General features: G+C 39.9%; 23 protein-coding genes, 1 pseudogene and 1 riboswitch. Of the genes and pseudogenes, 16 read left to right on the top strand and 8 right to left on the bottom strand.

Translation table 11 applies throughout. The annotated features are described in order from the left end of the window. Entirely contained in the window at positions 1 to 783 is a 783-nt protein-coding gene (locus tag ACGTNH_RS15465) for an ABC transporter ATP-binding protein (protein WP_394587820.1), read from the top strand. Positions 784 to 839: 56 nt separating this feature from the next. Then, complete coding sequence (locus ACGTNH_RS15460; protein WP_444875034.1) at positions 840 to 1880, top strand: ABC transporter substrate-binding protein; 1041 nt, start codon at positions 840 to 842, stop codon at positions 1878 to 1880. Positions 1881 to 2247: 367 nt separating this feature from the next. Here ACGTNH_RS15460 and ACGTNH_RS15455 read toward each other — a convergent pair whose 3' ends face one another. Further along, positions 2248 to 3798, bottom strand: coding sequence for an AbgT family transporter (locus ACGTNH_RS15455; protein WP_394587818.1), 1551 nt, complete (start codon positions 3796 to 3798; stop codon positions 2248 to 2250). A 352-nt stretch (positions 3799 to 4150) separates the two neighbouring features. On the opposite strand from ACGTNH_RS15455, the gene ACGTNH_RS15450 reads away from it, so the two are divergent. From ACGTNH_RS15450 to ACGTNH_RS15425, 6 genes and pseudogenes are all read left to right on the top strand, one after another. Then, entirely contained in the window at positions 4151 to 4339 is a 189-nt protein-coding gene (locus tag ACGTNH_RS15450; protein ID WP_394587817.1) for a hypothetical protein, read from the top strand. Between the two features lie 18 nt (positions 4340 to 4357). Further along, positions 4358 to 4939: a GNAT family N-acetyltransferase gene (locus tag ACGTNH_RS15445; RefSeq protein WP_394587815.1), complete on the top strand. Its 582-nt coding sequence runs from the start codon at positions 4358 to 4360 to the stop codon at positions 4937 to 4939. Further along, on the top strand, positions 4936 to 5235 hold the full coding sequence (locus ACGTNH_RS15440; protein WP_394587814.1) for a hypothetical protein: 300 nt from the start codon (positions 4936 to 4938) through the stop codon (positions 5233 to 5235). Before ACGTNH_RS15445 ends, ACGTNH_RS15440 begins: the two co-directional genes overlap by 4 nt. Positions 5236 to 5356: 121 nt before the next feature. Next, a pseudogene (locus tag ACGTNH_RS15435) lies at positions 5357 to 6040 on the top strand (nitrilase-related carbon-nitrogen hydrolase); the annotation flags it as partial. A 99-nt stretch (positions 6041 to 6139) separates the two neighbouring features. Continuing rightward, positions 6140 to 6661 carry a carbon-nitrogen hydrolase family protein gene (locus ACGTNH_RS15430; protein WP_394588501.1) on the top strand — a complete coding sequence of 174 codons (522 nt, stop codon included), beginning with the start codon at positions 6140 to 6142 and terminating at the stop codon, positions 6659 to 6661. Positions 6662 to 6669: 8 nt separating this feature from the next. Beyond that, positions 6670 to 7068, top strand: a complete 399-nt coding sequence (locus tag ACGTNH_RS15425; RefSeq protein WP_394587813.1) for a carbon-nitrogen hydrolase family protein — start codon at positions 6670 to 6672, stop codon at positions 7066 to 7068. Positions 7069 to 7504: 436 nt separating this feature from the next. Here ACGTNH_RS15425 and ACGTNH_RS15420 read toward each other — a convergent pair whose 3' ends face one another. Further along, positions 7505 to 8728 carry a dicarboxylate/amino acid:cation symporter gene (locus ACGTNH_RS15420; RefSeq protein ID WP_394587811.1) on the bottom strand — a complete coding sequence of 408 codons (1224 nt, stop codon included), beginning with the start codon at positions 8726 to 8728 and terminating at the stop codon, positions 7505 to 7507. A gap of 200 nt (positions 8729 to 8928) precedes the next feature. Between ACGTNH_RS15420 and ACGTNH_RS15415 the strand changes: the two genes are divergently transcribed. Together ACGTNH_RS15415 and ACGTNH_RS15410 are read left to right on the top strand one after the other, a co-directional pair. Beyond that, complete coding sequence (locus ACGTNH_RS15415) at positions 8929 to 9300, top strand: VOC family protein (RefSeq protein WP_394587809.1); 372 nt, start codon at positions 8929 to 8931, stop codon at positions 9298 to 9300. A 26-nt stretch (positions 9301 to 9326) separates the two neighbouring features. After that, complete coding sequence (locus tag ACGTNH_RS15410; protein WP_394587808.1) at positions 9327 to 9962, top strand: FusB/FusC family EF-G-binding protein; 636 nt, start codon at positions 9327 to 9329, stop codon at positions 9960 to 9962. 213 nt (positions 9963 to 10175) lie between these two features. On the opposite strand, the gene ACGTNH_RS15405 is transcribed toward ACGTNH_RS15410, so the two are convergent. Beyond that, complete coding sequence (locus ACGTNH_RS15405; RefSeq protein ID WP_394587806.1) at positions 10176 to 11111, bottom strand: alpha/beta hydrolase; 936 nt, start codon at positions 11109 to 11111, stop codon at positions 10176 to 10178. Positions 11112 to 11240: 129 nt separating this feature from the next. Here ACGTNH_RS15405 and ACGTNH_RS15400 point away from each other — a divergent pair, with 129 nt between their 5' ends. The 4 genes from ACGTNH_RS15400 to ACGTNH_RS15385 all read left to right on the top strand — a co-directional run bounded on the left by ACGTNH_RS15400 (position 11241) and on the right by ACGTNH_RS15385 (position 14660). After that, entirely contained in the window at positions 11241 to 12131 is an 891-nt protein-coding gene (locus ACGTNH_RS15400) for an NAD(P)/FAD-dependent oxidoreductase (protein WP_394587804.1), read from the top strand. Between the two features lie 146 nt (positions 12132 to 12277). Beyond that, complete coding sequence (locus ACGTNH_RS15395; RefSeq protein ID WP_394587803.1) at positions 12278 to 12670, top strand: VOC family protein; 393 nt, start codon at positions 12278 to 12280, stop codon at positions 12668 to 12670. Further along, positions 12663 to 13373 carry a GntR family transcriptional regulator gene (locus ACGTNH_RS15390; RefSeq protein WP_394587802.1) on the top strand — a complete coding sequence of 237 codons (711 nt, stop codon included), beginning with the start codon at positions 12663 to 12665 and terminating at the stop codon, positions 13371 to 13373. Before ACGTNH_RS15395 ends, ACGTNH_RS15390 begins: the two co-directional genes overlap by 8 nt. A 72-nt stretch (positions 13374 to 13445) precedes the next feature. Further along, a complete protein-coding gene (locus ACGTNH_RS15385) occupies positions 13446 to 14660 on the top strand; it encodes a M24 family metallopeptidase (RefSeq protein WP_394587800.1) in 1215 nt (404 codons plus the stop codon). Positions 14661 to 15002: 342 nt separating this feature from the next. On the opposite strand, the gene ACGTNH_RS15380 is transcribed toward ACGTNH_RS15385, so the two are convergent. From ACGTNH_RS15380 to ACGTNH_RS15365, 4 genes are read right to left on the bottom strand one after another with little or no spacing between them, the layout of a single operon-like run. Continuing rightward, positions 15003 to 15782, bottom strand: coding sequence for an energy-coupling factor transporter transmembrane component T family protein (locus tag ACGTNH_RS15380; RefSeq protein ID WP_394587798.1), 780 nt, complete (start codon positions 15780 to 15782; stop codon positions 15003 to 15005). Continuing rightward, positions 15769 to 17421: an ABC transporter ATP-binding protein gene (locus ACGTNH_RS15375; RefSeq protein ID WP_394587797.1), complete on the bottom strand. Its 1653-nt coding sequence runs from the start codon at positions 17419 to 17421 to the stop codon at positions 15769 to 15771. The genes ACGTNH_RS15380 and ACGTNH_RS15375 overlap by 14 nt, the downstream gene beginning before the upstream one ends. Further along, positions 17418 to 17996, bottom strand: a complete 579-nt coding sequence (locus ACGTNH_RS15370) for an ECF transporter S component (protein ID WP_394587796.1) — start codon at positions 17994 to 17996, stop codon at positions 17418 to 17420. The genes ACGTNH_RS15375 and ACGTNH_RS15370 overlap by 4 nt, the downstream gene beginning before the upstream one ends. After that, positions 17993 to 18595, bottom strand: a complete 603-nt coding sequence (locus tag ACGTNH_RS15365; RefSeq protein WP_394587794.1) for a YkoF family thiamine/hydroxymethylpyrimidine-binding protein — start codon at positions 18593 to 18595, stop codon at positions 17993 to 17995. Before ACGTNH_RS15365 ends, ACGTNH_RS15370 begins: the two co-directional genes overlap by 4 nt. A 94-nt stretch (positions 18596 to 18689) precedes the next feature. Further along, a riboswitch (TPP riboswitch) is annotated at positions 18690 to 18793 on the bottom strand. A gap of 335 nt (positions 18794 to 19128) precedes the next feature. Between ACGTNH_RS15365 and ACGTNH_RS15360 the strand changes: the two genes are divergently transcribed. Next, a complete protein-coding gene (locus ACGTNH_RS15360) occupies positions 19129 to 20715 on the top strand; it encodes a solute:sodium symporter family transporter (protein WP_394587793.1) in 1587 nt (528 codons plus the stop codon). A 65-nt stretch (positions 20716 to 20780) separates the two neighbouring features. Beyond that, a complete protein-coding gene (locus tag ACGTNH_RS15355) occupies positions 20781 to 21011 on the top strand; it encodes a hypothetical protein (protein WP_394587792.1) in 231 nt (76 codons plus the stop codon). A gap of 43 nt (positions 21012 to 21054) precedes the next feature. Here ACGTNH_RS15355 and ACGTNH_RS15350 read toward each other — a convergent pair whose 3' ends face one another. After that, positions 21055 to 21918 carry a helix-turn-helix domain-containing protein gene (locus ACGTNH_RS15350; protein ID WP_394587791.1) on the bottom strand — a complete coding sequence of 288 codons (864 nt, stop codon included), beginning with the start codon at positions 21916 to 21918 and terminating at the stop codon, positions 21055 to 21057. Positions 21919 to 22114 lie beyond the last annotated feature (196 nt).

Below are 22114 nucleotides of genomic sequence, written 5' to 3'. Positions count from 1 at the left end.
ATGAATCATCCGAAAATATCTATACGTCATTTAACGAAAGTGTTTTATAAAAAGGGAAACAGCGTGACTGCCTTACAGGATATATCTATCGACGTAAAGGATGGAGAGTTTATTTGTTTAATTGGCCCAAGTGGATGCGGCAAAACGACGCTATTACGAATTCTCGCTGAATTAGAAAAACCGAGTACCGGCGAATTCACGATCGATCAGCGAAAAGAAGGCCGTCCCCTGCAATCTATGGTTTTTCAAGAACGCGGGGTCATTCCTTGGCTGACGGTAGAAGAAAATGTAGCGTTCGGGCTGAAAATGCGTCATTTACCGAAAGTCTATATAAAAGAAAGAACAGCTTATTATTTAGAAAAAGTCGGGCTCGATAGATTTGCGAAGCTGTATCCTAAGGAGTTATCGGGAGGGATGAAGCAACGGGTGAGTATTGCCCGCGCATTCGCTAATGACCCGGAGATTTTATTAATGGATGAACCTTTTGCAGCGCTTGATGAACAGAATAAATTTATTCTGCAGGAAGAACTGTTGAACATATGGTCAGAAACGAAAAAGACCGTGTTGTTTATCACGCACAGCATTGATGAAGCTCTGCTGCTAAGTGACCGAATTTTATTAATGAGCTCGCAGCCAGGGCAGATCATTGATGAAAAGATTATTGATTTACCAAGGCCGCGTACGATGGAACAGGTACGTGCCGACCCTAAAATGGCTGAACATTTCGTAGAAATATGGAACCATCTTCATGATGAGGTTCAAGGTTCAAGAGTGAGAGGATGAAGATCGTGAAAAAGTTGGCATTAATTATATGTGTGCCTATTTTCTTTTTGTTTGCCATCATCGGAGGTTGTTTCTATCAACAATCCGATGAAGGGGAAAACGTAGATGTAAGTGAAGACCACCCTTCAGGAGACATCGCTCCATTAGAGAAAAAAGCATCCGTGTTTATTGCAGAAGATGGAGCGGCTTCGGGAGCAGGCTTTTATATTGCAAAAGAAATGGGCTACTTTGATGATTACAATATAGATGTTGAATTCACCCAGTTTGCCAATAGCGATGATATGCTTCCTGCATTAGCTGCAGGAGAAGTAGACATTGCCGGAGGTGTTTCCACATCATCCTTTTTTAATGCGATTGCTCAAGGCATTGACGTAAAAATAATTGCTGACAAAGGTCACTATATAGATGGAAATTCTTACTTCTCTTTTGTCATTAGAGAAGACTTACAGAATGAAATAAAAGACTATACAGATTTAAAAGGCAAACGAATTGCCGTCTCTTCTCGTAATGCGGTGGATGATTATATTTTTCAGGAAATGCTGAAGCATGCAGGGCTTACGGAAGAAGATGTAGAGTTTGTGTTAATGTCAGACTTTGGAAATATGCTGGCTGCGATGGGAAATGGTTCTATTGATGCTGCCCTTCAAATTGAACCATTGATTACGCAAGGGATTGAGCAAGGAATTCACGTTCGTTTAGGTGATGCTACAGACTTTGCTCCAAATGCTCAAATTGCTATGGTGTTAGGTTCTCCTAAATTTGTTCTCGAAGAAGAAGATGTGTCTTTACGTTTCATGGCCGCATATTTAAAAGGGGTCCGGGATTATAATGATGCATTTATGAGCGGCGAAGGAAAAGCTGAGATTATCGACATCATGACAAAACATACGGCTTTAAAGGATCCTGAAATCTGGGAGAAAGTTTCAATTACAGGATTAGATCCAAACGGACGGATGTTTATTGAAGATATTAAGAAACAGTATGAAATGTACGAAATGAACGGCGCGACCCGAGGTGAATTTGATTTTGATAAGTCTATTGATACCTCTTTAACGGAAAAAGCAGTGGATATTATTGGTGATTATGAAGTCGAATAAGAGATGATGTAGTGGAATTCACACTTCCCCACAAATTAGTTTATATAATAAAGGAAGCAGAGCGAGCTGACTTCCTTTTCATTTTTTGTTGAAAATTAGACAAGCTATAAGAGTACGCCAAAATTGAGAGGAGGAAGAGCTGTGGGTAAAAAAGCTAAGAATAAAAGCAAAGAAGACTTAAATGCATTAAAACGTGAAAAAGGCGATAAAAAGCAGCATGACGCAAATACACCGACGAAATAGTGGTGTGATGGATTATTAGCTGTGAATAAAGGTAGATCACTACCACGGTACCTGGTACCATTATGAGAAATTAAAGTGAACATAAAAAAATGAACGATCCAAAGGAGGATCGTTCATTTTTAGATTATTTTTCGTAATGGATAGGAGAGCCCGGCCCAAGATTAGGTTCAAATGGAAGGAAGTCTAGAGAACCTAATGACATCCACAGGATCAAGAAAATGGTCCAACTTATTAAGAATACGATGGAATATGGGAACATAACAGAGATAAGTGTACCAATTCCCATCTTTTTATCATACTTTTGAGCAAACGCGATAATAATCGCAAAATATGTCATTAATGGCGTGATAATATTTGTCGCTGAATCCGCCACACGGTAAGCCATTTGTGTGAGTTCAGGAGAATATCCCAGCTGCATCATAATCGGTACGAAAACTGGTGCCATCATTGCCCATTTAGCAGAAGCACTCCCGATAAACAGGTTAATAAATCCTGCAACTAAAATGAACATGATAATCAATGGAATCCCTGAGAGGTTTATCGATTCTAAGAACTGAGCGCCGAATACTCCCAGGACTAATCCCATATTGGATTCGGTAAAGTAAGCGACGAATTGACCTGCTGTGAAAGCTAGAACAATGAACATCCCCATAGAGGCCATCGTATCGGAAAGCTGCTCGGCTACGTCTTTATCATTGCGGATACTTTTCGTAACTTTTCCATATACAAGTCCTGGAATAAAGAACAACAGCGCAATGATTGGTACGAGTGAACTCATAAATGGAGATTGAACAATCGAACCGTCTTCTCCACGCATAATTGCATTAGGCGGAACGATGAGCAGAGCTGTGGCTATAAGTCCAATAAGTAAAGTAATTCCGGCAGCAATTAGGCCTTTTTTCTCTATAGTGTCAAGCCCTTTAAGATCTTCTGTGTATTCTCCGGTGTATTTACCTAAACGAGGCTCAACAATTCTTTCTGTTACCCATGCACCAACAAACGTAAGTAAAAATACAGAAGCAAAAATAAAGTAATAGTTCATAGCGATGTTCATGCCTTCTGCATATGCCGGATCGACTACAGAGGCTGCATCAATAGTTAATTCACCAAGCATAGGGTCTGTTGCAGATAAGAACAAGTTGGCACTGAATCCCGCAGATACACCGGCGAAAGCTGCAGCTAAACCTGCCAGCGGATGCCTTCCCAGAGCAGCAAAAATAACGGCTCCTAATGGAGGAAGCACGACATAACCCGCATCCGAAGCAACACTGGACATAATCCCTGCAAATACAAGACCAAGTGTTACTAATTTTTTAGGGACAGAAAGTACAAATCCACGTAAACATGCGCTGATCAAACCAGTTCTTTCAGCTAGCCCGATCCCAAGCATTGTAGCAAGTACCACACCTAATGGAGCAAACCCAATAAAGTTATCTACCATGCTTTCAAAGATATATTGAATTCCTTCAGCATTTAATAAATTTGATACCTCTACCATTTCTCCTTCTTCACCCGGGTGCTCAACACTAACTCCAGTAGCAGAAATAATGGCTGACAGCGCTAACACAGCAAGCGCTAAAATAGCGAATAATGTAACGGGATGAGGGAGTTTATTTCCCAGATACTCCACCCCGTCAAGAAAACGTTGGAATACTCCTCTTCGGGCTTTTTCCATGTTTTCAACATCTCCTTTCTCCATCAGAAAATCACTAAAGTAATAAAATTTTCTGAAAATTAAAAGTAAAATTATTTTAAAAACGTAAATATCATTATATTAGATGTTTCAAAAATTTAAATAGATTTAAAAAAAGCGTAAAAAATGAAAAGATTTTGTCATTTATTGTAGAAGAAGAGAATTTGTTGGTATCACTGAGATAGCAAGGGGGACCATTTATTGATTTAAACGAGTAAAATGAGACATTTGATGGATAAGAAGATTTAGATTTAAAGAAATTTATGGAATAACTAAGCGTTAATACAAATTTGTGATATATTTACTAGAAAGTTTAATAGAAATGGGGGATTGGATGGGGCTTTTATTATATGTAATGCTGATTGCAGCATCTTTGGCAGTTTTTTATTACATCATTGAAACGGCCGTAAAGAATGGTATAGATAAGTCACGTTTAGGAAAAGCGCTGGCAGAAAGAAACGGCATCGAATTAAATGAGGAGGATAAAAGAGTATCGTGGCTGGATGATGATTTAGATAATTAAGGAAGAGGAGCTTGACGCATGAATCCAATACTTATTGATTTTCCAAGCGAGTTTGAAACCAAACGATTACATATTCGAATGCCAAAGCCGGGGGACGGCCTAAAAGTCTATCAAGCCGTTCAAGCATCCAGGGCCGAAATAAAACCATGGCTGCCTTTCGCCCAAAATGAACAGACGGAAGAAGAAACTGAAATAAATATAAGGGAATCCCATATCCGGTTTCTTCAGCGAGAAGACCTTAGAATGCTGGCTTTTCATAAAGAAACTGGAGAACTTATTTGTTCTACTGGTTTACACCGTATGGATTGGGAGGTTCCAAAGTTTGAAATTGGCTATTGGGTAGACTCAAGATTTAGTGGAAAAGGTTATACGACGGAGGCCGTAGCAGGTTTAACTGCGTTTGCCTTTCGTGAGTTAAAGGCGAAGCGGGTGGAAATTCGCTGTGATGCTCTTAATCTTCGAAGTCGAGCGATCCCTGAGAAATTAGGTTTTACATTAGAAGGTATTTTAAATAATGACGATGTTGCCGTTGATGGTCAACAGCTTAGAGATACTTGTATATATGCGAAGGTGAAAGGGGGGAGAGGTGGTAAATCATGAGAGTTATGTTGGAACTAATACGTATTATATTGATTTTCGGACTTTTAGGCAGTTTTTTCATGTATTTCCTTACCGAATTGTATGCTCTAAATGCAGTCACTTCTAAGTATCAGTGGATCTCCGGTCTCGGGGTCTATGTATATTTATTCGTACTCTACCGAAACCGGTGGCAGTTCTCGGGATGGTATCAGGGAAAAGGCAGGAAAAAGCTTCCTCAAGGTGTAACATTCGGTTTAATTTGGTGTGCTGCTTTATTAGTAGTGTCGCCATTTTTACTTCGTTTGTTTGTAAGCTGATTTTTGAAATATATCCTCAGGCGCTTCTCTCCTAAAGGGATGCGGTTTTTGTATCTATTCTCTGTTTTCGATAAACTGAACATAACATAATAATGTTTAAGCTAGCAGGGGGTGGAGGGGCATGGACAAACCATTTAAAGCAGCATCAGTTCAGTTTAATCCGAAGTTGAATCGCCGCAATGCAAATATTAGAGAGTTAAAATCATGCGTTAAACTAGCGGCAGAGCAAGGTGCTAAGTTAATCGTAACTCCTGAGATGGCGACGACAGGGTATCATTATTTAGATCGTTCAGCTATTAGCACCTATGTGGATACCATTCCTGGTCTGACGACAGATCAGTTTTCTGAAATCGCCGTAGAATATGGTGTATATATTGTGATTGGCATCGCAGAAGAAGATTTAGAAACAGGCCTTTACTACAATTAATCTGCTCTTGTAGGCCCGGAAGGATATATAGGAAAATATCGTAAAATTCATCAATGGGTCGTAGAAAACTATTGGTCGTGCTGGGGCGACATCGGTTGTCCTGTATATGAAACGGAAATCGGAAAAATCGCGATGATTATATGCCAGGATTCTACTTATTTAGAATCCGCACGGTTAGCTGCAGTAAATGGGGCGGATATCTTGTGTTTCCCTACGAATTCTTCGAGTGCTTCCATTTCTATGCTGCAGCATTGGGCTGAAATGAACGGACTATACGTTGTAAGTGCAAACCGTTCGGATAAGGAAGAAGATTTTCAAATGATTGGCGCCAGTGCGATTTGGTCGCCTTATGGGGATAAAATAGCTGAAGCTCCCGTTTCTTGTAAAGAGGAGGGAGAGGGGCCTGGTTTACTCATTGGAGAGGTTAACCCGGCAGATTATCATAACCCTGCGAAAGATCGATTGCTGGAACGAAGAATGGATTCTTACAAGGACTTGATGCTGTTTCTCGGTCCATGGGATTACACGAAAAACACACACTCACGCCATATTAAAGCAGCAGCGATTCAATACGAGCCAGTCATTGGTAATAAAGAGACCAATTTACACAAAGTAAAACAGTTGATAGAGGAAAAAGTTGATGAAGATGTTAACTTAATTGTTCTTCCTGAAGTGTCAGTGATCGGTCCAGTGAAAACGAAGAAAAAACAAGACATTCATTCTTTTGCAGAAACAGACGATGGACCAACCGTTCGGGAAATGAAAAATATTGCTCAAGAGAAGAGTGCCCACATTGTATTTGGTTTCGCAGAAAAAGAACTACCTCATTATTACAATTCTGCGATTCTCATAAGTCCAGAAGGAGAAGTGATTGGAAAGCACCGAAAAATTCACTTGGATGATTGGGATGAACATTGGGCTACGCCTGGCAATCAGATATCTATAACCCCTGTTAATGGGTTTGGTCGAGTCGGTATGATGCTGTTTTTCCCGAAGTGACAAGTGTGATGGCTGTAAAGCGAGCTGATATGATTTGCATCCCGACTAGCTGGAAAGGCCAATACGGTGTAGAGCTTTCCATGAATGACGATATGTTTGAAAAGCCTTATCCTAAAGGGACCGTCTCCACGTGGGACGCGGTTGCCAAAGGTGCTCAATCTTTTACGATCGTGGCTAACTTTGTAGGCACTGAGAAAATTTTTAAAGGGAGAAGTGCAATTTACAATCTTGATCAGAACTATACAGAAGATGAAACAGTGATCGCTTCAGAAATAGATGAATCTGTATTAGTGAACAAATTTCACACCATGAAAACAGACTGGTGGCTTGATCAGGAGAAGTTAATTCTTACAAGGCGTACTGCTTTTTATAAGCCGCTCGTAACACGTGAACCGCCTTTCTTTTAATACAGTCTTTAATAAAAAGGTGTAAAAATTCCTTGCGTTATAAAGAGTAAAGGACTTTAGGAAACGACTAAGGCCACTGAAAAGTTCCTTTTAATCTAACAAAGCTTTTAAAGTTTGTAGGAGAGTCTCACGAATCGTTTATCGGTGGATGCTTGCCGCGGGTACGGCCTCAGCTAACTTGGTCAAGAAGACCACTTGACCAAGTGGAATAGACACAGATACAAGGTCGTCTCATCTTAGTGTCTCGAAGGCATGCGCATCAAGGGCCAGCTAGTATGTAAAGGTCGTAGATCTCTTAATAGTTAGAAGAAAAGCGGACGGTGTGGAATTTAATTTCTGCACCGTCCGCTTTTCTAAATTTCACCTTTCATTGGCCTTCAGTTATCGCAAGACCAAAATGGAGAAAGAGTGTGATATCGTGTCCATATTCAAGCTATTATGATTGAGATGACCTTTTTTCCGTTTTGTTAATGACCGATGTACCGACTAAATCACCGGTTACATTTAATGCGGTAGCGCCCATACCAACAAGAACATCCACGGCTGTCAGTAAAGCGACTGCTTCCATAGGAAGGCCGACTTGAGCGAATACGGTAGCAATCATAACGATGCCTGCACCTGGTACACCAGCTGTTCCAACGGATGCCAACGTACCAACAATGACGATTTGTAAAATGGCAGCCATACTTAGCGGTTCATTAATAACATTTGCTGCAAATACGGCCGATACGGCAATGCGAATGGCAGCTCCGTCCATGTTAATGGTTGCACCAAGCGGCAGGCTGAAGCCGTACAAACTTTTATTCAACCCTAAATTGCGAGCTGCATTTAACGTTAAAGGCAATGTACCTGAACTGCTTTGCGTTACAAAGGCAGTCACCACCGGTGTACGTGCTTCCTTTAAAAAGCCGCCCGGACGAATCTTGCTTATGAGTAGAATAACAAGGTAGAAGGCAAGTTGAACAAATATAGCAATGTATAGAACGAGAATAAAATTCCCGAGAGATTGCAATGTATCCGTCCCTTGACTACCGACGACATTTGCAATAATAGCAAAAATTCCAATTGGAACGAATTGCAGAATACCTTTCATTACCGTGAGGGTTACTTCATTTAATGCGTTAATTCCTTTGAAAAGTTTATCCCCGGCTTCGTGGTAATCAGTTGTTGAACGTAAATACGAAATAGCTATCCCGAAGACGAGTGCCGTAAAGATAATTCCCAGTAAATTAAGTTCTGAAAAAGCCGTTATAATGTTATCCGGGACAATATTTAATAAGACTGCTACTACGCCAGGATTATCCGGCGCTTCAAAGCTTTCATCACCACTTAATGAAGCGCCTGTTCCAGGATTAAATAAGCTGGCCACCGTCACTCCCACAATAATGGCTGCGGCGGAAGTAGCTAAATAATAGAAGAAAACCTTTCCGCCCATCCGTCCAAGACTTCCAATATTCGTTTGATTTACTCCTACGATTAAGGTGAAAAGGATAAGCGGTAAAATAATAAATTGCAGTAAGCGAAGTAATAGGTCGCCGAATGGTTGTAATACGCCGGCACTATCTCCAAAGATAAGTCCAACTAAGATCCCGAGAAATAAAGCAACGGTGATTTTTTTAATAAGAGATATGCCTGCATAAGCTTTGAAAAAACTTCTCATTTCGCTGCCTCCTTGTCATACATTTATAATTCTTATCGATTTACTACGAATTTGACTTTCCTTACGATAAACGATGCCCATGAGCCTGTCAATTTCTATGCTTTCTCTATCTAGGATGCCTTATCTTTCAAAAAGTTACTAGCTGACTTTTCAGGAGAAGATGTAGTAGGATAATAGTATAAAGAAAGGGGTTGCAAGCATTGTACGAAAGTATTCATCATGTATCTATTATTGTAACTGATATCGAACGTGCAAAGCATTTCTATGGAGAAGTTCTAGGTTTTGAAGAAAGCAGCGAACGGCCTGATTTTGGTTTCCCTGGTGCCTGGTATCAAGTAGGCAGCACCCAAATTCACCTTATTAACCATGAAGATGGTAATACGTTAAGAGGGACGACTGAAATTGACAGCCGGGATGGACATTTTGCGATCCGCGCTAAAAACATAGAAGCTGTGATTGAGAATTTGAAGGACCACAATGTTGAATTTGTGGATAAGCCGGATAATAAAACAGAGTGGCATCAAGTTTTCATTAGTGATCCAGACGGTAATTTAATTGAATTTAACAAATAGAAAGACTCCAAAAAGGAGGAATCGCCTTGGAATCGTTCATCCGCAGTGATCAGTTTAATTTTATTAAAGAACAAACTTATCATTTAATTCATGGACATTCTACGGTAAACGATCACGGGGTTATTCAAGCCCTGAAATCTATTTCTGAAGAAAAAGTGCTTAATATATTTGAGGAATTATCAACTGATCAAGCAGGAATGATTAAACAAGTAACTGGAATTGAAGATCAGACGGATGCCGTACTGATCCTTTCCCAGTTAAAACATTATGTGATCCCTTTTCCAGAGGTCCAAGTGAATGATATTAAAGAAATGTTTCCTAAAGTAAAAAAGGTTAAAGTCCCTGTGCTAAATAATATAGACCGAAGAGAGCTGACTTATCTAGGGTGGAATGACTATAGTGCCCATCGAAAGTATATTGTGTTTCCAGACGACAGCAGCTTAAAAGGGATTGCGGGAGACTTTGCTAAATCAAGAACCAAGGGCATTTGTTCAATATGTCAAGAGTATGAGAAAGTGGGGATGTTTACCACAACCATTAAAGAGTCGGAGCAGCAAACGGTGAAAAGAGGCAACTATATTTGTCAGGAAAGTATGATATGTAATCAAAAAGTGACATCTTTGAGGCCGATGCATGAACTTATAGAGCGTTTAACAACTTAATAAGGTAAAAGAAGTGGAAGCTGCTGATTACGATGGCTTCCACTTTTTCATTGTCTAGGAACTTTAGATATATGCTTTAAAGAGCGACATTCAGATCGGGCGCCTAGTCACTCGCGTCATAAGCAATCCGCCTTGCGCAAGGGAAGGCCGTCTTCCTGCGGCTGTTTTGCTTAGTCTACCAGGGCGCTTGCGCTTTTGTTCTGTAAAAGGACCTTAGTGATCGAAAAAGTTTACGATTTTTTTTAAGACAATCTCTCGTGTAGCTGGATCACCATTAATTAATTCGTGCTGTCCCTCATCAATCAACACGGTCGTTGGGTTACTGAAACGCTTGTGGATAAAGGAGATGTTATAGGCCCATTCCACTGTAACGTCTTTATTTCCCTGGATGATAAACAAATCTGCTGAAAGTGGAGGATAGCGGTGGATGGTTTCGTTCCATTCCATTAAAGCCCTCAGCCAGCTTAATGGAATAGCTTTAGGCTGCAGTGGATCTCTTTTTAAAAAGGCTACGTATTCTTTACTCATCGCTCGCTTTTTGATCTGTCTTTTAACTTGTTTTATAAAAGGGATAAGCTGAACGAAACTGTAAGCTATCTTCGTTAAGTACCAGTGATTGGACCGAACAAGGGGAGCTAATAAAATAACTTTATCAAAAGGGTGGGTGCGGTATCTTAGTAAATAATCGAGAATGATCGCCCCGCCGGTACTATGCCCGATGACGTAAAAAGGATCGGGCATTTCTGCTTTTACCTTTTCCATTAATTTTTCTAACGTCGCAACGTAATCCCCAAAACTACTGACGGAGGCGCGATCCCCATTAGATAATCCGTGACCTTGTAAATCATAGCTGATCACGCGGTAATGATGGCTCGTTAAATGTCGAATAATTTTATTTAAATGACCAACATGATTTAAATAGCCATGCAAAAGAAAGACGGTGGCTTTACTTTTTTGTGGGGTGAAAATCTGTACCGCAATTTCTGTTTCATCAATTTCCAGCTTGCCCAAGTTAAACTCAACGTCTTCAATATTCAGGCCATAAAACTTTAAATAAGCAGCGATATCACTATTCATCTGTACAGGCTGGTGAAAATTTAAAGGATGATCAAACTTTGTTAACCGCGTAATAACGTCTTGCATGCTCATAACCGGATCCCCTTATGATTAGTGTGTAGTTATTATGAACGAAAGCGCCTCGAACTATTTTTCATTATAGTAAATCTTTTAATATAAGGGAAAGGTAAAGAAAATAACAAGAGAAGGGGGAAGCTGACGATGAATTATGATTGTATCATTATAGGAGGCGGGATAGCTGGTTTACAGGCATCCATTCAGTTAGGTAGATATATGAGGAAGGTAGCTGTTATAGATGCTGAGGAAGGTCGCTCAACGTTATGTCAGAAGTACAACAATATTTTAGGATTCCCACATGGAGTCAGTGGAGATGCTCTTCGCCAGGCAGGACGAGAGCATGCAGAGCGGCTAGGCGTGCATTTTTACAAAGATGAGATTCGTAATTTACATAAGGAAAGCGGAGGGTTTGAAGCAGAAGGGCAGCTCAGCTTTAAAGGAAAGACGGTTCTGCTGGCTACTGGCGTTAAAGATCATATCCCAAATATTCCTGGAATTGAAACATGTTTAGGATTGTCGGTGTTTGTCTGTCCAGATTGTGACGGCTATGAAGTAAAGGAGAAAAAAACAGCTGTTTTAGGTACAGGCAACGTTGGTGCTGGGATGGCGCTAACGTTGTCCTATTGGAGTTCAGACCTTATTTATATCAATCATAACAGCAAACAAGTCTCCCAAAAGTTACAGGCGAAATTACATGAACTTACGATTGCAGTGGAGAATGAATTAATTCAGGAAGTGATTCATGAGAACGGCCAAATCCAAATGATAAAAACTGTTAGTGGAAGAAAGTATGAGGTAGAAAAAGCATTTGTGGCCTTCGGCGGGAATCGTGTGTGCTCTGATTTAGCGGTACAACTAGGAGCGGAAACCTTAAAGAACAACCACCTTATAGTAGATCCCCAGACAAAAATGACCTCTGTGCAAGGCCTTTGGGCTGCTGGGGATACGGTGGCTCATTCAGAACTTGTAACTGCTGCGATGGGAGAGGCTTCTATTGCTGCACTTTGGATTCATAAGAGCCTGATGAATGAGTAAATTGCTTTGCAACCACTAATTTTTTCGTAAGTTTTCTGCTTATTTCCTTTCCGTTGTCTTAGATGTAAGGCTGAAACAAAGGAGTGTTCAACTTAAGAATGCCCTGTATAATTATAATTAAGTATGAACGTGAAGGAGAGGGAGATATGAGAGAGTTAGTAAGAGTGGGGACAACATATTTGCCGGTAAATGATGTAGAAGCATCTGCCCAGTGGTATATGAGAAAACTTGGGGCTGAATTAAGTTACAAAGATGAAGAAAAAGCGATAGTGAATCTGGCGAATCAAAGTTTCTTTCTCGTTAAATCTAAAAGAGGAGAAACATCAAATTTTACAGATTATAAAGGGCGCCGCTGCTTTTCCTTTACTTTCGAAGTGAACGGAGAAACCGCTTTGAAAAACTTACATCAAACGTTTATTAATAATGGAATTCAAGTTGGAGAAATTGAGGACCGCGGCCACCCAGGAAGGAATTTTGTATTCTACGATTTGAATGGGAATCAGTTTGATGTTTGGAGTGAGTTAAGTCAAAATGTTTAACCATCAAAAAAAAATGCCTTTATATGTACAAATAAAAAACAAAATGATTCAAAATGTTAATGATGAAACGTGGCCGTCTGGAGCGTCGATCCCATCTGAAAGTCAACTTATGGCACAGTATAATGTCAGTCGTACGACGATTAGACAAGCAGTACGAGATCTTGTGCAAGCAGGGATATTGGAAACACGAAGAGGAGCCCCAACTAAAGTACTCCGTCAGCCCAAAGAAAACGCAGCCAATCCAGGAGTTATTCACCATGAACTGGGGGAAGACATGGATGTAAAAGTACTACGCGTTGAAAATAGTGGGCCTCATTATTTAGCTAAAAGTCAATTGCACCTTTCCGAAGACGAAGAGGTGTTTGTTTTAGCAAGGCTTCGTTTAGCGGATCAGAAACCTATTGCTATTCAACAATTATTTATGCCAAAGAGTATTGGAGAAAAAGTAAACGATAAAGTCGATGAAGACTTCGATCTTTTCCCCCACCTTGGCAGGCACAATATTCACTACTCTACAATTAAAGAAGATGTATCCGCCTGTAATGCTACTAGGTATGAAGCAGACCTGCTTGGTATCACACCAGGTGAAGCGTTAATTGATATTGAACGAATTACGCTAGGGATGGATCAGATGCCGATTGAATACAGCCGAACGAAATATCTGCCAACTTCTTTTCACTACAGAATTGAAATAGGAAATTAATATCTTATTGTAATAAGTTTTATCTTATTGTAATATGTAACGTAAAAGTATTACCTTAGGGGGAGGATGTAGATGGGTAAATTACAAAGTATCCGTCATGATAAGACTCAAATTGACCTCGTTCGCATGAGGCAATACCGGTTAGGAAGAGTAAGAGAGCAGTTGAAGAAACTGGGGTACGGCGGCATCGTCATTTTTGATCCAGTAAATTTGCGCTATGCGACAGGAAGCCGAAACATGCAGGTGTTTATGCTGAGAAATCCAGCACGATATGTTTTTATTCCAACTGATGGTCCTGTGACATTGTTTGACTTTCCAAACTGTGAGCATTTATCGGAGGGAATAGAAACAATTGATGAAGTACGTCCAGCGATTACTCTATCATATGTAGCATCTGGAGATAATCTATATGATAATGCCGGACAGTGGGCGATAGAAATAGAAGATTTAATGAGACAGCATGCGGGGGATAATAAAAAGCTGGCCGTTGATTATATCCCGTCTGTAGGGGCCATTGAATTAGCTAAATTGGGCATCGAAGTGAAAGATGGACAAGAACCGATTGAGCATGCCCGCAGTATAAAAAATAAACAAGAGTTAGAAGCGATGAAAATCTCTGTACGAACAGCGGAAGAGGGTATGATTCGGATGCAGAAGGCCCTGAAGCCCGGCATTACTGAAAATGAATTATGGTCTTACCTCCATCAAACGAATATTGCTCAAGGCGGCGATTATATTGAGACACGGCTGTTAAGTTCTGGAGATCGTACAAACCCCTGGTTTCAAGAGTGTAGTGATAAAGTAATTAATGAAGGTGAATTAGTCGCTTTTGATACCGATATGAATGGACCGTTCGGTTATTTTACAGATATTAGCCGCACGTTCTATTGTGGAGATCGTGAGCCAAGTGATGAACAGAAACGTTTGTACCAAGTCGCTTACGAGCAGATTCAATACAATATTGATTTATTAAAACCTGGAATGACATTTAGAGAGTATGCAGAGAAGAGCTGGCAGATTCCAGATGAATTTTTCCCTAACCGTTACTTTACTGTGGCACACGGCACAGGACTTAGCGGAGAATATCCGTATATTGTTTATCCGCAGGACTTTGAAGAAAAGGGATATGATGGTCTAATCGAAGAAAATATGGTTCTTTCGGTAGAAAGTTATATTGGTTCTCCAGGAGGAAAAGAAGGAGTTAAGCTGGAGGAGCAGCTTCTCGTTACAAAGGATGGCGTAGAAAATTTCTCTGACTTTCCTTTTGAACAAAGATTATTGAAATAGGAAACCAAGGATATCAACGTAATTCTGTTAGGCAGTCGATTGGATAACTTGGCAGTGAACGCTTGCCGTGAGCCCGGCCTCAGCTAACCTGTTCAAAAATTCAATTGACTAAGTGGATCTTCTGCTCGCTATTTCCCCGGAGGCGTCACCACCGGACGCTGATTGTGGAATTCAAGGAGTGAACAATAATGAAACCATTCGTATGTTATAAAATGCGATGGTTATTTTTACAGTTAATGTGAAACGAACGGTTAACTTATGAAGGAATAGAAGGCGCAATTCTCTTAAAAGTGAGAAGAAAAGTGGTCTGCGTGAAAGCTAAATTCTACACAGACCACTTTTTTAAAATTGGCCGTTGTACCAGGCAAAGTAGTTAAAGATAATAGACAGCGTGATTAACCCGCCTAGTACAGTAAACATAATGATAGGAAACAGCCAGTCTTTCTTAGTTACATATAAGTTACGGTAATAGGTTCTATTTCTATCGCCTGTAAACCCTTTTGATTCCATAGCAATTGCTGTTCGTTCTGCCTTGCGGATTGCACCAGCAAGCAGAGGGATGACAAAGCGCTTATACTGTTTTATTTTTTCTTTTAAAGAGCTGGCTTGATTCATCCCTCGTATGCGATGAGCTGCTCTAATTTGCTGAAATTCTGTTTTCATTAATGGCAAAAAGCGATACCCGGCTAAAATACCGTAAGCTAATTTAGGCGGGAGTTTTAGCTGCTGGATTAAGCTTAAAATAAAATGAACCATATTTGTTGTAAAAATAAAGAGTAAAGAGAGCGTTGCAAACGCCAGGATTCGTAACGATAGTGAAATTGCGACGAACAAATCTTCTTTCGGAACCTCCCAGCCAGCCAATGTAACCTGGTCAGCCGGATTATTTGGTGTATCAGCAAAGGCAATCGTAGACCAAAGCATGCCGGCAGCAAATATAAAAAAGGTGAAAAAATAAAGAAAATAATATTTTTTTCGGAATGAGCCAAATATCATGGTTATTGATAAGGTCCAAATGATAAACAGGAGAGGCGTAATTGGATCAAAAAGAAAAGCCAATACAAAAACCAGCCCCAGGATGGTTAGTGCTTTAATGCTTGGATTAACATTATGAAGGTACATAAGATGACTCCTTTTCATTAAAAAGTTCCGCAAGCTTTTTACGAGAAGGATAATCTAAATGATGGTGGTTTAAATCAGACTGCATCCACAATTCGGATGGATGAATGTCTGCGGATAAAGAACCAGCCTCCATCACAAGTACGCGTGTAGCATAGTGATCAACGAGATCCATGTCATGTGTAATCATGAGGATGGAGGTGCCGCTTTCGTATTTTTGCTGCAGTAAATTCATAAGTTTCTCGGTAGACCCGGCATCTTGCCCAAATGTTGGTTCATCAAGTATGAGAAGAGATTGGTCACTCACAATCATAGATGCTACACTTAATCTCCTTTTTTGACCCTGACTTAGTGTGAATGGATTTTTGTTTTTTACGTGGGCTAACTGACAGACAGAGAGAATCTCCTCACATTTTGATTCAATCTCCCTATTCGATCCCCCTGTGAGGCGAAGACCAAAAGCGACTTCTTCATACACGGAATCAGTAATAAATTGGTGCTCTGGATTTTGAAACACATATCCGATTTTTTGATATAAATCTCGTTCCTTCCATTGATTGAGCTTCTTTTCATTAACCATAAGGGAACCGCTTGAGGGCTGCGTGATACCTGCAAGTAAACGACTGAGCGAAGTTTTTCCACTGCCATTTGCCCCGACAATTGCGATGAATTCGTTTTGGTAAATACTGAGGTTGAGGGAATGGATGATCGTTTTCCGGGACGAATTCCAGGTTATTTCATTCGCTTCCAAGATCTTTTTCCCTCGCTCCTGGGTCTTGACATTTTCTCCAAGTGTTAACTGGTGCTCATGTGTTTGAGAGACTAGCTCTCGTAAAGTTAACGGAAATTGAACATAAGGAATTTTGTGCTCAATGGCTAATTTGGAAGCTATCGGCATCCAAATGCCTTGCTCCTGTAAAGAGGAACTATGCTTCTCAATCCCTTTTCGAATCTGACCGTCATAAAGAGGTTCACCATTTTTTTGCAAAATAAAAACTCGTTCAAGCAATGGGAACCATTCGCTTAACTGATGCTCAATCACAATAAGAGTAAGGTTAAGCTCCTCTTTTAAATGAGCAAGAATGTCTATAAAATCTTTAGTTGCGACAGGGTCTAAATTGGCTGTTGGCTCATCTAAGACAATAACTTCTGGTTCTATAGCAAGTACACAAGCTAATGATAATTTCTGTTTTTGCCCCCCTGATAATGTAGCAATAGGCGTTTTCTTCTCCTCACCTAATCCTACAAGATGCAAAGCTTCTTCTATTTTTGCTTCCATTTTATCCGGAGGCGTACGTAAATTTTCAAGACCAAAGGCTACTTCATCTTCAACGGTTAACATACAAAACTGGGTTTCTGGATCTTGAAAGACCACTCCAACATGCTTACTAATTTCACCGGGTTTATAATGGCGTGAATCTTTTCCGTGAATGGTGACTTGACCTTCCATATGACCATCCAGCTCTCTTGGAAAAAGTCCATTTAAACACTGTATAAGAGAGCTTTTCCCAGAGCCGCTTGGACCTAAAACCAGCATACTGTCTCCTTCCTTCACGTTGAAATGAAGGTTTTTAATAACTGGAGTTTCCTCTTCTTCATAATAGAGAGAAAGGTTGTCTATTTGAATTATTTCTTTCCTCATGCGGCTTTCTTCCTTCGTTGTTCTTTACCTAGAGCAAAACTTGAGAGAACCCCGGTTTTTGCTAACGCATCACTTAATGCTTTTCCTAGCAGTCCTGAAATAATGGCTCCGCTAATCATCCGGGTCACGAGCATTGCTAACACATAGGCAGAACTGAGAGCAGCATAACCAGACGTGAAATATCCCCAAACAAAGCTGAAGACAGCTGCCATAACACCTGCGAGCATTAATGTTTGCACGTTGTAGTATTTATATCGCGTCATTGCAAATGCCGATTCCGCACCTAAGCCTTGAACTATACCGGTTATGATAAGCATAGGTCCTAATGCATTCCCAAGCAGAACTTCGATAGTGGCTGCAATCGTTTCTGATAAAAATGCGGCACCAGGCTTACGGATAATATAGGCAGCAATGATGGAAACGATAAACCAAATGCCGAAAATGAAATCATACCCAATTGGACCGAAAAAACCTACGAGTACTTTTCCTACAGGTAAAAAAGCTAAATAAACGACAGCGAACACAACTGATAAGGCTGACATTACAACAATTTCTTTTAGTCTCCAGTTCTTCATGCATCATTCTCCTTTGTTGAAGGACTGTTGGCTGAAACCGTTACTGTCATGACCGTATGGGAAGAGCCGTTTTGTTCCGTTTCACGAAAAACGTTTTCCAGTCCAGTGAAAATTAGATTCGTATCCCCGTCCAGTCTGGTGGAGTAATGAGCAGGTGAAACATTTACTCCGTTTTCCTTCATGTGTTCAATCTGCTGATAAATCGTATCCATATAGTTACCACCGCCCATTGGATAGAGTGAGAACTTAGCTGCAATAGGCTGTTGAATCGTGTGAACGAAGTGTTCATTTGCACGTTCGCTGGTTTCCGCCATATACACATCCCCAGCGGAATCTCCCGGGCAGCCAATCGAATACGTTCCTTGAAAAGCCACGTGAACCCCGCTTTTCGCAATTGTAAGCAAAATCGCTTTTGTCACATCAAATACTTGTTCCATTCTTCCGCGAATCGTTGTTGTTACATTATCGGTGTGAAGCCAAACCTTCGATGTATCCACCTCTTTTAAGCTATCAAGAATATGTTTAATAAAGTGATCAGACATGGGGTGGACCGAAAAGGAGCACCCTGCAACACGTGAATTTTCACATTTTTCGTTCATTCTTTTCCCTCCTTCGATTTTGAAGCACAAAAAAACTGCATCCCATGGGAATGCAGTCTACAATCGAATAAGGCTTTACTTATAATAATACCTACGAAAGTCGACTGCACTTCCCCACGCTAGTATTATCTAGTTCGGGTAATAAGGGTCGGAGCCTTCTCCTCTCAGCCGTGTGACACAGCTCCCCTAGTGCTTGACGAAATGTTATGCAGTTTAAGTGATTCAGTTTTTATGGTAGCCGAAGAAACGATATTTGTAAACTGTTAAAGTGATAGATCCTCTGTAGAGCAAAAAAGTGAATTCTCTAATCTATCAAAATACTATAAAGCATTGAAGAGTTACTATCCAGCTTGTAAATGGGAGCAAAGAAACGATTTTTAATTCATTAATAAAGCAAAAAAGTGCATTTTTCAATTATATTTTTACCATTGAATCGCTTACATATTAAAAGATAGAATGTACAACAAGTATTAAAACGCATACATAGGTTAGCGACAACTTTGATACTGCATACATAAAAGGAGAGAGAATAGATGAATGCACTGACTATTTTATCGTTTTTGTTTTTTACAGGAATGGTTGCCCTCATTTCATATCTACTTACTCGTAAAGAAAACCTGGCTTCACAAGACGGGTATTTTCTAGGAGGAAGAAACCTCGGAGCCTGGGTAATTGCAGGTTCTCTCATGTTGACAAACTTATCGACCGAGCAGCTTATCGGATTAAACCAGCAGGGCTTTACAGATACGCTGGCGGTTATGGGGTGGGAAGTAGGATCTGCCATTGCCTTAGTAATCGTGGCTTTTTTCTTGCTTCCTCGATATTTAAAAGGCGGTATAACCACGATTCCTGACTTTCTAGAAGATCGATATGATTTTGGAACTAAACAGATTGTGACAGTCTTATTCTTGTTTGGTTACGTATTTAATTTACTGCCGCCGATTCTCTACTCTGGTGCAGTAGCTATCAATGGAATGTTTGATATCCCTGAAGTGTTAGGCGTCAGTCGAACAGCTGGTTTATGGATAACCGTATTTGCAATTGGAATTGTAGGTTCCATTTATGCTGTTTTTGGCGGACTTAAAGCCGTAGCTGTTTCGGACTCTATTAATGGGGTTGGTTTGTTATTAGGCGGGCTGCTCATTCCTGTTCTTGGTCTTTATGCATTAGGTGATGGATCGATTGGAAGCGGGTTCAACACAATCATGGAAAACTCTCCTGAGAAGTTAAATTCAATAGGAGGTGCAGATAGTCCGGTACCTTTTAGTACGATGGTCACAGGAATGTTACTAGTTAATCTATTTTATTGGGGAACAGCTCAGCATATTATGCAAAGAGCGATCGCAGCTAAAAATTTAAAAGAAGGTCAAAAAGGGGTATTAATTGCCGCATTTCTTAAGCTGTTTGGTCCTGTGTTTTTAATTCTTCCAGGGATTATTGCTTACAATATGTTTGGCCCCGACATTGAATCTGCGGATGCTTACCCGATGCTTGTAGGGGAGGTTTTGCCGACTCCTCTCGTTGGATTCTTTGCTGCTGTATTGTTTGGTGCTATTTTGTCCTCATTCAATTCAGCTCTAAACTCTTCTGTTACTTTAATATCTTTAAATATTTATAAACCTTACTTTAAACCAAGTGCGCCAGATCGAGAGATTGTAAGAAAAGGAAAATATGTAGGGATCATATTAGCCCTTTTTGCTATGTGTCTTGCTCCACTAATTGATAAAGTCCCGCAAGGTTTTTTCCAGTACTTGCAGATTGTAAACGGGTTCTATAATGTACCTATTTTCACAGTACTCATTGTTGGCTATTTAACGAAGCGAGTCCCTGCGATTGCAGCAAAAATTTCTTTATTTCTATTTATTACTGTGTATGCCATCACTCAGCTCTTTTGGGATACAGGGATTCATTTCTTGCACATTTTAGGAGTTTTGTTCGTCGTTTGTACGGGATTAATGGTAGTAATCGGGAAGTTCTGGCCTCGTGACACAGCATTCGTATTAGAAGAAAAAGCTAAAGTAGATATGAAACCATGGAAGCTCGTTTATCCAGTAGGTATTGCAGCAACAATGGCTATGATTTTGATTTACGTTCTGTTTTCACCAGCCGGTATATTATAATCAAGTGAACTCTTGCCTTCATTTGATATACTTACATTAATGATATATAGATGGAGGCAGGACGGATGAGTGATTTACATCAAACAGTTGAAACCTTTTACCATAAAGTTTACGAGACGTTAGGAAAACTTCACGAGGAAGCTTTAGGGCTTAAAGAAAATGTAGAGGAGGAAGAACTGGCAGTAAGTGAAAAAATTGAACGTACCGAATTTGCTTTACAGCTCTCAAGAGACGTACTGGAAAACTTTGTAGATTCGGGAAAAATCATGACGATTAATTATGATGTCGCTCAGTAACCATTGAAGTAGATTCAAAATGAGACCGTTATTCAAAACGGTCTCATTTTTTTAATACGATGCTTTTTTTGTATTGGCCTGGAGTCATTCCTGTTACTTTTTTAAAAACTTTGTTGTAATAGTTGGAATTCTGATACCCAATGCTCTGTGCAATATCCTCCGCTGAGTACTTCGTATTTTGCATTAACTCTTTAGCTTTATTAATACGAATATCCGTTAGATACTGTATAGGAGTTTGGTTGGCAAGCTTTTTAAACTGTCTTGTAAAGTGATAACGAGATATACCGGAAGAGACAGCCATATCATCTGGACCGATATCTTCCGCGTAATGATTTTTTGCAAACATTGCAGCTTCAATCATTTCATCAGGCCAATGCGTCATGTTGTGTTCTAAAGCAGAGCAATAGTGGTAAAGTTCCATTGTGAATTGGTAAGCATAACCAGAGGCCTGATGAGCGTTGGAAATGTTATGATTTGAGGCCATTTTAAAAAGTTCCAGGAATTCTGTAATAGGAAAAGCATCCGGCTGAAAGTACAATATATTTCCTGCTTTCTTCTGAATGAGGTTCCAGTAATATTCTACAACATCTCCATATAAAGTGAGGTAAATAAACTCCCATTTATCACTATCATCTGGAAGGAAATACCGATAATTGCCTGGAATATTCACAATGAAAGCTTGCCCAGGTGCTAAATTATGTAATTTTCCATTAATATGAATGGCACCTTTTCCTGATATCGTATATTGAAAAATAAACTTTCCAGTATCTCTACGATTTGTACCATCCCAATCATAAAGAGAAGAAGTTTGTTCCTCCCAGCCTAAAGACCAAATTTGAGCAATTTTTTGCAATTTGGAATCAGAAAAACGATACCCATAGGAACCAAATGAATTCATTGCTTCCATAATAAAGCTGCCCCTCCTTTCTCCAAACCTTTTTTATATTGTTATTTTGAAGTATTTTGAAAGGATTAACAACCCTATAAATTGAGCAAGAATAGAATTTTACTTTTTTCATGTTTTCTCTCAAGTAGTTATTTTTAAAGCGTATATTAATAAAAATGGCAGGCGGGGATTATAGTGTATTGTAATTTTCTGATTA

The organism is Halobacillus sp. B23F22_1 (genome assembly GCF_043497005.1).
Lineage (GTDB): Bacteria > Bacillota > Bacilli > Bacillales > Halobacillaceae > Halobacillus_A.
Note: the sequence above shows the minus strand (reverse complement) of the source record. Positions and strands in the feature narration are given on the sequence as shown.

What these genes read in the sequence shown, in the direction of transcription:
- ACGTNH_RS15355 (WP_394587792.1), top strand. Translation starts at nt 20,781, where the DNA reads ATGAGTGATTTACATCAAACAGTTGAAACCTTTTACCATAAAGTTTAC.
- ACGTNH_RS15370 (WP_394587796.1), bottom strand. Translation starts at nt 17,996, where the DNA reads ATGAAGAACTGGAGACTAAAAGAAATTGTTGTAATGTCAGCCTTATCA.
- ACGTNH_RS15405 (WP_394587806.1), bottom strand. Translation starts at nt 11,111, where the DNA reads ATGAGCATGCAAGACGTTATTACGCGGTTAACAAAGTTTGATCATCCT.
- ACGTNH_RS15440 (WP_394587814.1), top strand. Translation starts at nt 4,936, where the DNA reads ATGAGAGTTATGTTGGAACTAATACGTATTATATTGATTTTCGGACTT.
- ACGTNH_RS15365 (WP_394587794.1), bottom strand. Translation starts at nt 18,595, where the DNA reads ATGAACGAAAAATGTGAAAATTCACGTGTTGCAGGGTGCTCCTTTTCG.
- ACGTNH_RS15375 (WP_394587797.1), bottom strand. Translation starts at nt 17,421, where the DNA reads ATGAGGAAAGAAATAATTCAAATAGACAACCTTTCTCTCTATTATGAA.
- ACGTNH_RS15425 (WP_394587813.1), top strand. Translation starts at nt 6,670, where the DNA reads ATGGCTGTAAAGCGAGCTGATATGATTTGCATCCCGACTAGCTGGAAA.
- ACGTNH_RS15395 (WP_394587803.1), top strand. Translation starts at nt 12,278, where the DNA reads ATGAGAGAGTTAGTAAGAGTGGGGACAACATATTTGCCGGTAAATGAT.
- ACGTNH_RS15390 (WP_394587802.1), top strand. Translation starts at nt 12,663, where the DNA reads ATGTTTAACCATCAAAAAAAAATGCCTTTATATGTACAAATAAAAAAC.
- ACGTNH_RS15445 (WP_394587815.1), top strand. Translation starts at nt 4,358, where the DNA reads ATGAATCCAATACTTATTGATTTTCCAAGCGAGTTTGAAACCAAACGA.
- ACGTNH_RS15450 (WP_394587817.1), top strand. Translation starts at nt 4,151, where the DNA reads ATGGGGCTTTTATTATATGTAATGCTGATTGCAGCATCTTTGGCAGTT.
- ACGTNH_RS15455 (WP_394587818.1), bottom strand. Translation starts at nt 3,798, where the DNA reads ATGGAAAAAGCCCGAAGAGGAGTATTCCAACGTTTTCTTGACGGGGTG.
- ACGTNH_RS15420 (WP_394587811.1), bottom strand. Translation starts at nt 8,728, where the DNA reads ATGAGAAGTTTTTTCAAAGCTTATGCAGGCATATCTCTTATTAAAAAA.
- ACGTNH_RS15430 (WP_394588501.1), top strand. Translation starts at nt 6,140, where the DNA reads ATGGATTCTTACAAGGACTTGATGCTGTTTCTCGGTCCATGGGATTAC.
- ACGTNH_RS15360 (WP_394587793.1), top strand. Translation starts at nt 19,129, where the DNA reads ATGAATGCACTGACTATTTTATCGTTTTTGTTTTTTACAGGAATGGTT.
- ACGTNH_RS15385 (WP_394587800.1), top strand. Translation starts at nt 13,446, where the DNA reads ATGGGTAAATTACAAAGTATCCGTCATGATAAGACTCAAATTGACCTC.
- ACGTNH_RS15380 (WP_394587798.1), bottom strand. Translation starts at nt 15,782, where the DNA reads ATGTACCTTCATAATGTTAATCCAAGCATTAAAGCACTAACCATCCTG.
- ACGTNH_RS15350 (WP_394587791.1), bottom strand. Translation starts at nt 21,918, where the DNA reads ATGGAAGCAATGAATTCATTTGGTTCCTATGGGTATCGTTTTTCTGAT.
- ACGTNH_RS15465 (WP_394587820.1), top strand. Translation starts at nt 1, where the DNA reads ATGAATCATCCGAAAATATCTATACGTCATTTAACGAAAGTGTTTTAT.
- ACGTNH_RS15400 (WP_394587804.1), top strand. Translation starts at nt 11,241, where the DNA reads ATGAATTATGATTGTATCATTATAGGAGGCGGGATAGCTGGTTTACAG.